Origin of the sequence: Thermosynechococcus sp. PP555 (assembly GCF_031583225.1) — a bacterium.
Taxonomy (GTDB): domain Bacteria; phylum Cyanobacteriota; class Cyanobacteriia; order Thermosynechococcales; family Thermosynechococcaceae; genus Thermosynechococcus.
This window is the reverse complement of record NZ_CP134168.1, coordinates 1727369-1741063: the sequence shown is the minus strand read 5'-3', so window position 1 is coordinate 1741063 and position 13695 is coordinate 1727369. Positions and strand designations below refer to the sequence as shown.

Annotated in this window: 14 protein-coding genes; 7 read left to right on the top strand and 7 right to left on the bottom strand. The window is 55.0% G+C overall.

Annotation, left to right across the window (positions count from 1 at the left end; all coding sequences use genetic code 11):
- Positions 1–130: 130 nt before the first annotated feature.
- Positions 131–637, top strand: a complete 507-nt coding sequence (locus RHH27_RS08550; protein ID WP_225901709.1) for a GNAT family N-acetyltransferase — start codon at positions 131–133, stop codon at positions 635–637.
- Between the two features lie 44 nt (positions 638–681).
- Complete coding sequence (locus RHH27_RS08545) at positions 682–948, top strand: DUF5340 domain-containing protein (protein WP_206199789.1); 267 nt, start codon at positions 682–684, stop codon at positions 946–948.
- Here the strand turns inward: RHH27_RS08545 and menA are convergent.
- Positions 936–1832: a 2-carboxy-1,4-naphthoquinone phytyltransferase gene (gene menA / locus RHH27_RS08540; protein ID WP_206199788.1), complete on the bottom strand. Its 897-nt coding sequence runs from the start codon at positions 1830–1832 to the stop codon at positions 936–938. The genes RHH27_RS08545 and menA overlap by 13 nt on opposite strands.
- A gap of 33 nt (positions 1833–1865) precedes the next feature.
- Positions 1866–2255 carry a hypothetical protein gene (locus tag RHH27_RS08535; RefSeq protein ID WP_302678051.1) on the bottom strand — a complete coding sequence of 130 codons (390 nt, stop codon included), beginning with the start codon at positions 2253–2255 and terminating at the stop codon, positions 1866–1868.
- A gap of 201 nt (positions 2256–2456) precedes the next feature.
- On the opposite strand from RHH27_RS08535, the gene RHH27_RS08530 reads away from it, so the two are divergent.
- From RHH27_RS08530 to RHH27_RS08510, 5 genes are all read left to right on the top strand, one after another.
- Positions 2457–3482 carry a hypothetical protein gene (locus RHH27_RS08530; protein WP_302678050.1) on the top strand — a complete coding sequence of 342 codons (1026 nt, stop codon included), beginning with the start codon at positions 2457–2459 and terminating at the stop codon, positions 3480–3482.
- Positions 3483–3552: 70 nt separating this feature from the next.
- The gene (locus RHH27_RS08525; protein ID WP_302678049.1) at positions 3553–5700 is read left to right on the top strand and encodes a polyribonucleotide nucleotidyltransferase; all 2148 of its coding nucleotides are present in this window, start codon (positions 3553–3555) and stop codon (positions 5698–5700) included.
- 12 nt (positions 5701–5712) lie between these two features.
- The gene (glyS, locus tag RHH27_RS08520) at positions 5713–7896 is read left to right on the top strand and encodes a glycine--tRNA ligase subunit beta (RefSeq protein WP_302678048.1); all 2184 of its coding nucleotides are present in this window, start codon (positions 5713–5715) and stop codon (positions 7894–7896) included.
- Positions 7897–8040: 144 nt separating this feature from the next.
- Positions 8041–8940 (top strand): hypothetical protein, encoded by a 900-nt coding sequence (locus RHH27_RS08515; protein ID WP_302676106.1) that lies wholly within the window; start codon positions 8041–8043, stop codon positions 8938–8940.
- Between the two features lie 112 nt (positions 8941–9052).
- Positions 9053–10216 carry a GuaB3 family IMP dehydrogenase-related protein gene (locus RHH27_RS08510; protein WP_302678047.1) on the top strand — a complete coding sequence of 388 codons (1164 nt, stop codon included), beginning with the start codon at positions 9053–9055 and terminating at the stop codon, positions 10214–10216.
- Here RHH27_RS08510 and RHH27_RS08505 read toward each other — a convergent pair.
- Genes RHH27_RS08505 through RHH27_RS08485 form a run of 5 tightly spaced genes read right to left on the bottom strand, consistent with a single transcriptional unit; the run spans position 10213 to position 13482 of the window.
- Positions 10213–10893 (bottom strand): C40 family peptidase, encoded by a 681-nt coding sequence (locus RHH27_RS08505; RefSeq protein ID WP_315862929.1) that lies wholly within the window; start codon positions 10891–10893, stop codon positions 10213–10215. The two genes, RHH27_RS08510 and RHH27_RS08505, sit on opposite strands and share 4 nt — an antisense overlap.
- Positions 10894–10916: 23 nt before the next feature.
- Positions 10917–11642 carry a phosphoribosylformylglycinamidine synthase subunit PurQ gene (gene purQ, locus RHH27_RS08500; RefSeq protein WP_302678045.1) on the bottom strand — a complete coding sequence of 242 codons (726 nt, stop codon included), beginning with the start codon at positions 11640–11642 and terminating at the stop codon, positions 10917–10919.
- Entirely contained in the window at positions 11639–12244 is a 606-nt protein-coding gene (locus RHH27_RS08495) for a hypothetical protein (protein WP_302676104.1), read from the bottom strand. The genes purQ and RHH27_RS08495 overlap by 4 nt, the downstream gene beginning before the upstream one ends.
- Positions 12245–12249: 5 nt before the next feature.
- Positions 12250–12519, bottom strand: a complete 270-nt coding sequence (purS, locus tag RHH27_RS08490) for a phosphoribosylformylglycinamidine synthase subunit PurS (protein ID WP_297047835.1) — start codon at positions 12517–12519, stop codon at positions 12250–12252.
- A 3-nt stretch (positions 12520–12522) separates the two neighbouring features.
- Positions 12523–13482 (bottom strand): SPFH domain-containing protein, encoded by a 960-nt coding sequence (locus RHH27_RS08485; protein ID WP_302678044.1) that lies wholly within the window; start codon positions 13480–13482, stop codon positions 12523–12525.
- Between the last annotated feature and the right edge of the window lie 213 nt (positions 13483–13695).

Sequence of the window (13695 nt, the reverse complement as noted above, 5' to 3'; positions counted from 1 at the left end):
ATAGCTCGGTACAAACGTTTGTATGTCTTTGCACACCGATGATCCCATTGACCACAATTTAGTTGATTTAGAAATCGTTCCCGCCAAAGAAGAAGAGCGCTCTGAACCCACCAACATTATTATTCGCGAGATGGGCATTGACGACATTGCCCCTGTATTTCACCTTGGTGAGGAACTCTTCACCAGTGATCTGTATCCCTCGCTGTATCGCATCTGGGATGAGTGGGAGGTTATTGGTTTCTACAACACCGATCCCGAATACTGTCTGGTGGCCGAAGCCGACTCGCAAGTGGCAGGGTTTATCTTAGGCACAATTATTAGCAAAGCCCCTTGGGTCTATGGCTACATTAACTGGCTGGGGGTACATCCGCAGTATCAACGGCGGGGGATTGCCGACAAGCTCGTAGATAAGCTCATTGAACGCATGATTGAGGAGGGGGCGCGATTTATGCTGGTGGATACCGATCCGGCCAACACGCCCGCAGTGAAGTTCTTTACGCGTAAGGGCTTTGGCAATCCGCGGCGGCATGTCTTTTTTTCGTTAAACTTAACCAAGCACGAAATCTATGGCCGGCTGATTGCCTACGAGCGCGATCGCTCCGAGCGGTTGACCTATCGCCGTCCCCGCCGCCGCTAGAAAGCGGAAATCTAGATAGTCGTTCCTTGGAGGTGTCTGCCCCGGTGACTCTTTCTTCTGCCCCCTCAGATGAGATTCCTGTTCCTGCCCACATCCATTACGAGTTAGCGCTGCAAATTTTGGAACAGGTCTCGTTGCCCGCCCTCCCTCCCCACTCCAGTGGTTACCAGCAACTCCATAGTGCGGTCATTCATCTGCGCAAAGCCCTGCGGCTGCAAAAGCAGTTTGAGGAGGAATGGCAATTGAGAGGCGGCAGTGTGGAGTACCAATGGTCGCTGAATCGCGATCGCCCCCCAGCTCAGAGCAAGTAACCCAATCCCAAGAGCAAGCTACTCCAAAAATGCAGTTGCACCGCAATAAATTTCGAGTTCTTGATCTGCTCAGGGACACTGTGAAATTGCGCCATCCGCTGGCACAAATAAATCGCCCAAGGCAGTGAACTCAAAGCCAGCAGTGTTGGCCATGGCAGGATTCCCCATGCGACACTGGCCAGCAACACCCCATAAAAAAGACCACAGGCACCATAGACCAGTTGAGCACTGCGAGCCGTCCCTAAGCGCACGACCGGCGAACGTTTGCCAGCGGCTAGATCATCGGCCACTTGGTGAAAGTGGGAGCAAAAAAGAATCAGTGTTGTCGTTAGACCATTGAGGATAGCCACTGGCCAAATACTAGGGCTAAAGGTTTGCACTTGGCTATAGTAGGCAGCAGCGATCGCCAAAGGTCCAAAGCAGATAAAACAAATCGGCTCCCCCAAGCCCAAATAGCCCAAACGAAAGGGCGGGCCTTGGTAGCTATAGCCTAGGGCACAGCAGAGCAATACCAACCCTAAAACCGTTGCATCCTGTTGCAACCAACTAATGGCCGCAATCCCCAGTAGCCCCAAGAGTAAGCAGAGGTTGCTCAGCCAGAAGATGAGTTGCTTTTTGCCCGTGAGATTGACGACTGAATGGTACTTGTGGCGATCGATCCCCGTTTCGGCATCAAACACATCATTACTGAGATTCAGCCAAACCAAAATCAGCACTGCCGCTGTCAGAAACAACCCAAAAGGCCACCAGTGCACCCTTCCCGTTTCGGCGATCGCCACCGCCGTGCCCAACCAAATGGGCATCACTGCCACACTGTACATGGGCAGTTTAATCGCCGCCCACCACAAACGGGAGCGATCTATCGATTCTGACGGACTAGCCATCTCACCCATACTTGAGTCACCTTCGTCAGCATATCATTGCCGCTCCTGTCCATAGATCGCTTGTTTCGCTGCCCAAATGGCCTGCCGCAACGCTGGATTATTCAGCTTATAGCTATAGATGCCCAAGTCCCGCGCTAAGGCCACCAGTTGTGGGCGAGTCAGCCGCTCTAGCTCCGCGATCGTCAGCGTTTCGATAGTGGGTTGAGGCGGACACAGTCGGCGTTCAAGGGCGGCCACTTGCTGTTCTAGGGCACTCAGTCGCTGCAAAACTGTGGGACAGGCCATCTCCGTCGGCTGAAGAGATTGTTGCAAAATTTTACGAATTGCCTCACTAAGGGAACCGCATCCCTGCTGGACTTGCCAGCGTTGGAGTTGGCCATAGAGTTCAGCATCTAAACGAACCGTGATCTTTTTGTGGGGCATGCCTGAAATTCTAAAAAAAAACCGACAAACTTACCTACAGTCTGTCGGCTCGTTGTGTGTTCCCTGTTGATGACTCGGATAGTACTGAGTCACTATTTAGTATGACCCATCCCCCGATAGAATGACTGTGACGATGATCACAATTTAGCCGCCTTTTATTGCGTTTCACCAAATTCTCTCATTAGACTTTCCAAATTCCCTATGACCTCTCCCCTAGACGGTACGATTATTTTGCCCGGCAACCCCCTGAGCGTCCCCCTACGGCGGCGTTTACTCCATGTGAATGGGATAGGGAGCGATGCTGCCAAGCAACGGCGGGATTTGAACCGCCTTGCCGAACTCACAGCGACTTATCCTTTAGAAATTCGGGGCATTCACAATCAGACCCATGGCTTCCAAGCGGATCTCTTGGAAAGTTTCCTCGGTAAGGCAGAACTCTACCGTTTTTGGCTCCAGACCCCAGCCCCAGACCCCAGCAAAGATCGCCGCTATGAGTATGCCAAACTCCTTAGCCAACTGGTGACTCAAGATCTGACCGATGATGCCGATATTCTAGCGATCGCCCAACCGAGCCAACTGCAACAGCGCCCCCTCGATATCAATAGCACCGCTGACTTAACGAAACTCCTTGACCTCTCGTTCCTACAAAAATTAGGCTGGGGGGATTTTGTCCAGTATCTCTACGGTGCCTTTCCAGCCGGCGCGCCGCGTCCCACCCTGCGGTTGGCCTATGAAATCGTCAAGGGGTTACAAGCGGGAGCCGAATTGTACCTTGTCGCCCATAGTCAAGGGTTAATTATTACTGCCCTTGCCTGCCACATTGTCCGCCAATTGCTGCTGCCACAAACGAAATGGATGGAGATGGTTCATCTCATTGGCTATGGCCCGGCCATTTTCTTTGCGGATTTACCGCCAGAGCTACAGCCGCGAACCATCCTAATTCAACACCGTCAAGATGTGGTGGCCGAAACCCTGAGCAATCTTCGCAATGTCGATCTGTGGACTAACTTGCAAACCCAGATGGAAAAAGCCATTCACTACGCTGATGATCTGTTGAAAGTGCTCGGTCAAGATAGCCACCACTCTGCCAGTTTCTATTTGGGGTTACAGGATAGCCCCAGCAGCCGGCGATCGGCAGAACTGATACAAATTTTATTAACCCAAAGCTGGACAGCGACCCCCAGTCTTGCCGTCCTTGGGGGCACACGGCTGATCCTTGAACTTTAGCGGATGAGTGGCAGAAGCGGCTATCCTAGTAGAGAGAAAGAAATAGGAAGAAGGAAAAAATAGAACGCCAATGAAGGGTCTAGAAAAGATTATCCCCCTAGATGGGCGGGATATTAAGGTGGTATTGCAAAAATTTGCCCCCCAAGCTGCCGGTTCCATTCTCATTAGTTCGGGAGAAACGGCTGTACTCGTGACGGCGAATCGTGCCGCCGCTCGCGAAGGCATTGATTTTTTACCCCTTGTGGTGGATTACGAAGAGCGCCTCTATGCCGCTGGGCGGATTCCCGGCGGTTTTTTACGGCGTGAGGGTCGCCCCCCCGAAAAAGCGATTCTCATTGGTCGCCTGATTGACCGGCCGCTGCGCCCCCTCTTTCCCCAATGGTTGCGCGATGATCTGCAAGTAGTAGCCACGACGGTTTCCTTGGATGAAAATGTTCCCCCCGATGTATTGGCGGTAACGGGAGCCTCGATCGCTGTTCTTTTGGCGCAAATTCCCTTTAATGGTCCAATGGCAGCAGTGCGGGTGGGCCTTGTGGGGGATGAGTTTATTATCAACCCCACCTACAAAGAAATTGAGCGCGGTGGCTTAGATCTGGTCGTGGCCGGCTCTCCCGATGGCGTGGTGATGGTGGAGGCCGGTGCTAATGAGCTGCCCGAAGCCGACATGATTGAAGCCATTGACTTTGGCTATGAGGTGATCCAAGACCTGATTCAAGCGCAGCGGGATCTCCTCAAGGAATTGGGCATTGACATTGTCCACGCGGAACCGCCGGCGATCGACCCCACCTTGGAAAACTTCATCTACGATCGCGCTGTTGAACCGGTCAAAGCCATTCTCAAACGCTTTGAAAAGGACAAAAATGTTCGCGATGCTGCCCTCGATGAGGTGCAAGGGGCGATCGCCCAAGAAATTGCTGCCCTGCCAGCGGATCACCCGGTCGCAGTGGCGGCAGCGGAAAACCCGAAAGCCCTGCCTACCCTCTTTAAGGCCGTGACGAAGAAACTCATGCGGCAGCAAATTATTGAAAAAGGGGTGCGAGTGGATGGCCGCCGTCTCGATGAAGTGCGTCCCATTTGGTGTGAGGTGGGGGTTCTGCCAGAGCGGGTTCATGGTAGTGCCCTCTTTAATCGCGGCTTGACGCAGGTGATGTCTGTGACCACCCTCGGTTCTCCTGCCGATGCCCAAGCCCTCGATGATCTGCATCCGGAGGACAGCAAACGTTATCTGCACCACTACAACTTTCCCCCCTACTCTGTGGGTGAAGTCAAACCCCTGCGATCGCCCGGGCGGCGGGAAATTGGCCATGGTGCCCTCGCCGAGCGTGCCCTCGAACCGGTCATTCCTCCCAAAGAGGAGTTTCCCTATGTGATTCGCGTCGTGTCGGAGGTGCTCTCTTCCGATGGTTCTACCTCCATGGGATCCGTTTGTGGTTCCACCCTCTCCTTGATGGATGCCGGGGTACCGATCCGTAAACCCGTCAGTGGGGCGGCCATGGGGCTGATCAAGGAGGGCAATGAGGTGCGCATCCTCACCGACATTCAGGGGATTGAAGACTTCCTTGGCGACATGGACTTCAAGGTAGCCGGCACCGATAGCGGTATTACCGCCCTGCAAATGGATATGAAAATTACTGGCTTGCCCGTTGCCGTGATCAAGCAGGCGATCGAACAGGCACGTCCGGCACGGCTCCATATCCTTGAGAAAATGCTGGCGGTGCTGGACAAACCCCGTCCACAACTGCCCCCCAGTGCGCCACGACTGCTGACGTTGCAAATTCCCCCCGATATGATTGGCCTTGTCATTGGTCCCGGTGGTAAAACCGTGCGCGGTATCTCCGAGCAATACAACGTCAAGGTGGATATTAGTGAAGAAGGGCTGGTCACCATTACTGCCCCCAATGAAACCAACGCCAAGCAAGCACGGGCGGCCATTGAGGGTCTGACGCGAAAGCTCAACGCCGGTGATGTCTATCTGGGCAAGGTGACGCGGATTATTCCCATTGGCGCTTTTGTCGAGTTTCTCCCCGGCAAGGAGGGGATGATCCACATTTCCCAGTTGGCGGAATATCGCGTTGGCAAAGTCGAGGACGAAGTGAAAATTGGCGATGAAATTGTCGTCAAAATCCGTGAGGTGGACAGCAAAGGTCGCATTAACTTGACCCGCCTTGGTATTCATCCCGACGAGGCCGAAGCCGCCCGCAGTAGCTCCGTTATCTAGCCCATGGTCACCATGCCCAAGTCATCACCGCATACGTTCCTCCTAGAGGTGGGAACCGAGGATCTCCCCGCCCGCTTTGTCAGTAGTGCCCTGCGCCAGTGGCACACCCTGATTCCCCAAACCCTCAAGGAACAGGGACTGGAGGGGGAAGTCAAAGTCTGGGCAACCCCGCGCCGCTTAGCGGTACTGATTGAGGGGTTGCCGCCCCAGCAACCCGATCAAGCAATTGAAATCAAAGGGCCAGCGGCCAGCGTGGCCTTTCGCGAGGGGGAACCTACCCCTGCCCTATTGGGGTTCTTGCGATCGCGCCAAGGTCGTCTTGAGGAAATTGAAATCCGTCCCACGGAAAAAGGGGAGGTGGTCTATCTCAAGCAAGTTCGCCCCGGCCAACCGACGCCCCAACGATTGACCGAGTTGGCACCACAGTGGATTGCCGCCCTTGAGGGTGCCCGCTTCATGCGCTGGGGGGATGGGGATTTGCGGTTTTCGCGTCCCATTCGGTGGCTAGTGCTGCTGTGGGAGGATCAGGTGCTGCCCTTGGTCTTGGAGAGCCATTCCGTGCGCATTGCCAGCGATCGCACCACCTATGGCCATCGCGTCCTTTCTCAAGGGGCTATTGTCCTCAAGCATGCCCAAGACTATGAAGCTGCCCTTGAAACGGCGGGAGTCTTGGTGGATCCAGAGGTTCGCCAGCAACGGATTCGCGAGCAAATTGCTGCCCTTGCTGCGGAAGCGGGGGGATGGGTGGATTTAGAGGTGCCCCTTTTGGAGGAAGCCACCCACCTCGTGGAATGGCCAACGGCGGTTTTGGGAAGTTTTGAAGCGCGGTTTCTTGCCCTGCCCCTTGAGGTGATTACCACCGTATTGGTGTCCCATCAGCGGTATTTTCCCGTGTACACCGATGCCACTCGCCAAGCGCTGCTCCCTGTATTCATCACGATTAGCAATGGCGACCCGGCGGCCACCCCCTTGATTCGTGCTGGGAATGAGCGGGTGATTCGTGCTCGCCTAGCGGATGCCGAGTTCTTCTACAAGGCGGATACGGCACAGCCCCTAGAGCACTATCGTGACAAACTAGCCACGGTTACCTTCCAAGATGAATTGGGATCCATGGCCGACAAAGTGGAGCGGCTAACCACACTGGCTCGTCAAATTGCCACCGCCTTAAATTGTGCGGCTGCGGACGTTGCTGCCATTGAACGCACGGCCTGCCTGTGCAAAGCGGATCTAGTGACGCAGATGGTAGGGGAATTTCCGGAACTCCAGGGCTACATGGGGCAAGTGTATGCCACGGTCTCCGGGGAAGCGCCAGCGGTGGCCACGGGGATTTTTGAGCATTATCTGCCGCGTTTTGCTGGCGATCGCCCGCCCCAAAGTCTCACGGGTCAGGTGGTGGGACTCGCCGATCGCTTGGATACTCTTGTCTGCCTTTTTGGTATCGGCCTGTGTCCCACGGGGTCATCAGATCCCTTTGCCCTACGGCGGGCTGCCAATGCCGTGATCACCATTCTCTGGCAGGGGGAACATCACTTGGATTTCCTCGCTCTGCTACAGGAGTCTGCCCAAGCCTTTTGTCGCCAATTTGCCGCCAAGCTCAGTGCCGCTGACTTAGAGCAGCAACTGCGGCAGTTTTTTAGCCAACGGCTGCGAACCCTACTGCAAGAAGAACTCGGCATTGAGTATGACTTGGTGAATGCCGTCATTCCAGAGGATCAGCCGGAGTTGCAGACGCGTGCCCTCAGGGATGTGGTGGATGCCCGCGATCGCGCCCAATTTCTCCAAAAACTGCGCCAATCCGGTGAACTGATGACGATTTACCCCACGGTAAACCGCGCTGCTCGCTTGGCACGCCAAGGCACCCTAGGGACAGACTGCCTGAATATCCGTGCCGTCAAGGCCAAGCACCTCGCAGCCCCCATTGAAAAGGAATTCTATGCCGCCCTCAAGGACATCTTGCCCACCGTCCAGCAAGCTCAAGTGCAGCGCGCCTATGGCGAGATTGTTCGTGCCCTAGCCTCCTTGGCTCCGATTGTCAGTCGCTTCTTCGATGGCGAGGAAAGTGTACTGGTGATGGCAGAGGATGCAACGGTACGTGCCAATCGCTTAGCGCTCCTTGGTCTATTGCGCAATTGTGCGGCAATTATTGGCGATTTTGGGGCGATCGTCCAAATCGAGAGCGTTGCATCCAGCTCATAGTTCTCACAACTTTTGGCAGGAACAAAAGTGTTGCTTAGCTCACAGCGGCAACGCATAATTGAGAGTACCCCAATTGAGAATTGCCGTGGCCTGTTCATCTGAACAGGTGCTCAGTTGGTGTTTAGACTGTTTGCGAGAATTGCCATGACTGCTGAACCCCCGGCCAAGCGCCCCCGCGCCAAGAAGACCCCAGCGACTCCGCCAACGCCTTCCCCTGAGTTAGAAACCAAATCTCGCCCAGAAATTCTCGGTGTTGCGGTAGCGGGTAGCTCACCGCCCAAGGTCAATACTGCTCCTGAAGAAGCGATTTCTGAGCAAGAAGATCTTCCTTCCCGTCCCCAGCCGATCCCGCCCCCCAGTGAACGGATGCAATATCGGGCGATCGGGGTTGTACGCGGTCGCTATGTACCCGCTTCGGAGGAGGAGTTCAACCGCGGGGTGATGATGACCGAGGATGGCGTGGAAATTGAAACCGTCCTCTTGGGGCAGGTGATGAACCTGATTAAAAAATATCTCGACCTGAATGAACCCCACCTCTGGGTGGTCTATCCCCGCACCCGCGACGTTGACAAAGAAGCGGTGAAGCTGCACCTGCAAATTGTGGGTGTATGGGAACCGGAACGCCTGCAACAGGCCAATGCCGCAGCAGCGGATCCCGGCGTTAATGACGGCTACTTTTCTGTACGCGGAGAAGTGATCTTCAACTCCCAAGAAAAGAACTTTGTCGTCGTTAAAATTCAACAGTTGCCGCGTCGGCGGGGCGAGAAACCCAAAGCTTTCAAACTGAAACTAACAGGAACCGTGCCTATGAAGTCACCCGGATACTTTTGGGACTTTCAGGTACAGCGACAGGGCACAAGTCTAGTGGTTCAGGAGGCAGCCACGGTGGGTATTTTGCCCCCCCGCAAAATCAAGAAGCCCAAGAAAGCCAAGGCACGGCCAGCCCGTCCCCAGCGCCCTCAGCGTCCCGGTTCATCGCCCACATCGCCGCGTCCGACCTCCTTTCGCCCGGTTCGGCGATCGCCCAATCCCCCATTGAACTAGCGCCAAGGCATGGCTTGTCGAAGTGTTGTAAATTTTTGTAAATTTGTTGCACTGTCAACAACAACTTAGACACCGTACTTGATCCTTTAGCCCACCTACTGCGAGGAACACCATGACGATTCAACTAGGGGGACATCGCACCGCCCGTCGCGCCTACGGTATTGATGAAATTGCCCTTGTCCCCGGCAACCGCACTCTTGATCCCCAACTGGCCGATACCCGCTGGCGCATTGGTTCCATTGAACGGGAAATTCCGATTATTGCCAGTGCCATGGATGGGGTCGTGGATGTTACGATGGCCGTCAAACTCAGCCAAATGGGGGCACTGGGCGTCCTCAACCTTGAGGGGATTCAAACCCGCTACGAAGATCCAGCACCGATTCTCGAACGCATTGCCAGCGTCAGTGTTGATGAATTTGTGCCCCTGATGCAGCAGTTGTATGCCCAGCCGATTCAGCCCCACCTCATTGAAAAACGCATTCAAGAAATCAAATCCCAAGGGGGGATTGCTGCCGTCAGTTTAACCCCAGCGGGGGCTAGTCGTTTTGGCGATGTTGTGGCAGCGGCGGGGGCCGATTTGCTCTTTGTCCAAGCCACGGTCGTCTCACCGGCTCACCTTGCCCCTGAGGGGACAGAACCACTCGATCTTGCTGCTTTTTGTGAACGGATGCCAATGCCCGTCATTTTGGGGAATTGCGTCACCTATGAGGTGGCCCTCAGTCTCATGCACTGTGGTGCAGCAGCGATTCTGGTGGGGATTGGGCCGGGGGCAGCCTGTACTTCCCGGGGCGTGCTTGGGGTGGGGGTGCCTCAGGTCACGGCGATCGCTGACTGTGCAGCGGCACGGGATGCCTATTTTGAAGAGACGCAACGCTATGTGCCTGTGATTGCCGATGGGGGCCTTGTCACGGGTGGCGATGTCTGCAAGTGTATTGCCTGCGGCGCAGATGCGGTGATGATGGGATCCCCCTTTGCCCGTGCCAAAGAAGCCCCCGGTCGCGGTTATCACTGGGGGATGGCCACGCCTAGTCCGGTGCTGCCTCGGGGGACGCGCATTCATGTCGGCACCACTGGCACCCTTGAGCAGATTCTGCGGGGACCGGCTCAGTTGGATGATGGTACCCACAACTTTCTTGGGGCATTGCAAACCAGTATGGGCACCCTTGGCGCCAAGGATCTGCGGGAAATGCAGCAGGTGGAGATTGTCATTGCTCCTTCCCTGCTCACGGAAGGCAAGGTCTATCAAAAAGCGCAAAAACTGGGGATGGGGCGCTAGCCTAGGGGCAGATAGCTATAGTCAATGCGGCCACCGCCGCGAAACTGCTGCTGATAGGCGATGCTGACGGGATCTTCACTGGGGTAGAGGGTATCAATGCCAATGCCATTGCGGCCATATTCTTTGCCAGAGCTATGGATATACTGTCCCTGCCCCAGATAGAGACCCACATGGGTCGCCTTTTCACGCGTACCGAAAAACACCAGATCACCCCGCTGAAGCTGGGGTAAGGTTTCCTCAATGGAGTTGCTCCCTAGGGGCGTGGCAAAGGCCTCCTGCTGATAGGCATCACGGGGCAGCCAAATGCCTTGACTGGCAAAACTGGCCTGTATCAAGCCAGAACAGTCGTAGTTGGGGGCAACGGTTCCGCCCCAGAGATATTCATGGGGAACCTGCTGTGCCGCGCAGCAAAAGGCAATCACCTCTTCAAGGACAGCCTCGATGTAGGCGCGATCGCGGGCAATGGGTTGATAGGACTGAGTGGCGGGTGTGAGATGGCGGTAATCCTGTGGATCCAGCCAGCCCCAGTATTCATCCTCAGCAAGTTGCACGTAGGTACGTTCAGCCCCCAAAGCAGGTGCCCAGAGCAAGCGTCCTGCTGCCCCTTGGGTCGCCAAGCGATCGCCCGTGGGGGCATCATAGAGGTTGACGGTTGCCGTCAGTTGATGAAGTTGCATCGCCTCCAAAGACGAAAACACCTCTAAACCTCAGCCGCAGCCATCAAAAGCGATTTGAACAATTGCAGGCCATCCAACGTGTGATCACTGGGGGAGTGGCTCAAGGCGGGGTCAGCGGCGCGCTCAGGGTGGGGCATCATTCCTAACACATTGCCAGCAGCATTGCAAATACCCGCGATATTGTTGAGCGAACCATTGGGATTACTTTCGGGGGTGACGTTCCCTTGGGCATCGGCATAGCGAAAGAGGACTTGGCGGTTGGCTTCCAGTTCAGCGAGGGTGGCGGCATCGGCGTAGTAGCAGCCCTCACCGTGGGCAATGGGCAAGCGAATCACCGTTTTATCGCCATAGGCCTGTAGCCACGGGCGTTCCTTGGCTTCTAAGCGCAAATACACGCGATCGCAAATAAAATGCAAGTCCCGATTGCGCACTAGAGCACCGGGGAGCAGTTTGGCCTCAGTCAGGATTTGAAACCCATTACAAATGCCCAGCACCCATTTGCCAGCGGCGGCATGGTCTTTGACGGCGGACATAATTGGTGAGAAGTGGGCGATCGCCCCACAGCGCAAATAATCACCAAAACTGAAGCCCCCCGGTAGCACAATCAAATCATAGTCACTCAGATGGGTCTCTTCGTGCCACAGCAGTTGAGTGGGCCAGCCGAGAATCTCACTCGTGACGTAGGCCACATCGCGATCGCAATTGGATCCGGGAAAAACCACAATCCCCACGTTTAGGGCATGACTCACAGCAATCCATCCATCACGTCAGTAATCGGCTTTAACTTGGCAGGGGCATGGAGTAGCTCAATATCCCGTAGCCAGACCACACCGCGTCCCATGAATTCCACCCCAATTTTAATCAAGCCGGGGGTCTGGGGTTCTGGTTTCAGGTGAAAAGGCACTTCACACAGATGCCAATCGCGATCGCCCACGAGGGAAACCGTGCGCGAAAATGTCCAACCAAAGGGTTGACTGCGGCTGAGAACCAGTTGCCCTCCCTCAGGCAGCATCCCGGTTTTCACTAGGGCGCGACACAGGAGCAACTGATCTCCCCCTTGGGCAGAAGGCACTTCCAACCACAGGTGGGCTTCCGGCAGTTCAAAGAGGGGAATTGTTTGCGGCCAGTGGGACTCCAGATACCAAGCGGCGCCTTCAACCCTGAGACCAGAGCCAGCAATGGGTTGATCGACACCCGCCCGAAAAAGGGCAATGCGTTGGAACGGGGCTGCAGGTTCCGGTACCTGAAGCAAGGGGGCAAGGGTCTCCGCCAAGGACTGTAATCCCGATTCAATCCCGGCCTTGATGCCCGCCTCGATACTGGCTAATAGATCATCCCACCAGTTGAACATCGTGCCTATCCTGCGGCAGTTGCCAGCTCCTGCAATTCAATGCGAAAGGTTTCAATCACGGGGTTGGCCAACAGTTGATCGGCAATGTGGGTGAGTTGTGCCTCGGCAGTGGCGCGATCGCTGGCCTCTAGGGTGAGTTCCACCAGTTTGCCAATGCGCACCGATTGCACATTTGTATAGCCGAGATGATGAATTCCCGCCTGTACTGCCACTCCTGCCGGATCTAACACCGATGGTCGCAGGGTCACAAAAACCTGTGCCTGAAATTGTGTCATGGGTTATACCTCACGGGAGGGCTGTTCAATGAGGGATTTTACACCCTCAATTGTGGCCGGGATATTGCTGGGATCCATAAATAGTACTTTACTGCTATTACTATGGCCAATGGTGCGTCCCATATCTAAATAGCCCTGAGCAAGGAGAAACTGGAGCGCTTCCTTCGCCTTCGGATCTTCACGCAGTGCTGCGGCAATAATCTTCATTGCTTCTGCAGTTCCTTGGGCACGCAAAATCTGATCTTGGCGCTCCGCTTGGGCACGCAACACCACCACTTTTTGTTCTGCTTCCGCTGCCAGAATAGCGGCTTTTTGTTCGGCCTCGGCGGCTAACACTTGAGCTTCCGCTTTACCTCGAGCCGAGTTGATCGCTGCTTCCCGTTCCCCTTCAGAGGTGAGAATCGCAGCGCGTTTTTTGCGCTCAGCGGACATTTGCAGTTCCATCGACTCTTGAACCGCCTTCGAGGGGGCAATATCCCGCAGCTCCACACGGGTCACCTTCACCCCCCAAGGATCGGTAGCAATATCCAGATCCCGCAGGAGATTCTCGTTCACCTGAGTGCGGGCGGTAAAGGTTTCATCCAGCTCTAGCTTCCCCATTTCTGCTCGAATCTGCGTTTGCACCAGATTCACCATTGCCATCGTCAGGTTTTCCACCTTGTAGTAGGCGCGCTCCATATCAATAATCCGCCAATAGACAACGGCATCCACGGTAATCGTCACATTGTCACGGGTGATACACTGCTGCGGCGGAATATCTAAGACCTTTTCCCGAATCGTTTGCTCAAAGACCACGCGATCAAGGAACGGCACTGTAAAATTTAGCCCCGGTTCCAAGCGACGGCTATAGCTGCCTAACCGCTCCACCAAGGCCATATTGCCCTGATTGACAATGCGCACAGAGTTAGCGATACCCCAGCCTCCAAACCCCAGTAGAAACAGCAGGCCAAAGAGTTCACCCATAGTTTCCGTTCCCGAATCAGTTCACTACTACTCTAGTAGCTGGCGGCCTAGGTTGGGCTACAGCAGCGACTAATTCATAATCTGTTACTCGCCTTTAGCTGACCTAGGAGTGCTGATTCTGGCACCATGGAGCAAGGATTTCGGTTAATACCATCATGCAGCTCATGGAAAAAAATGGGTTAAGCGGTAGCTTACTTTAAGCTGACCAAGAAC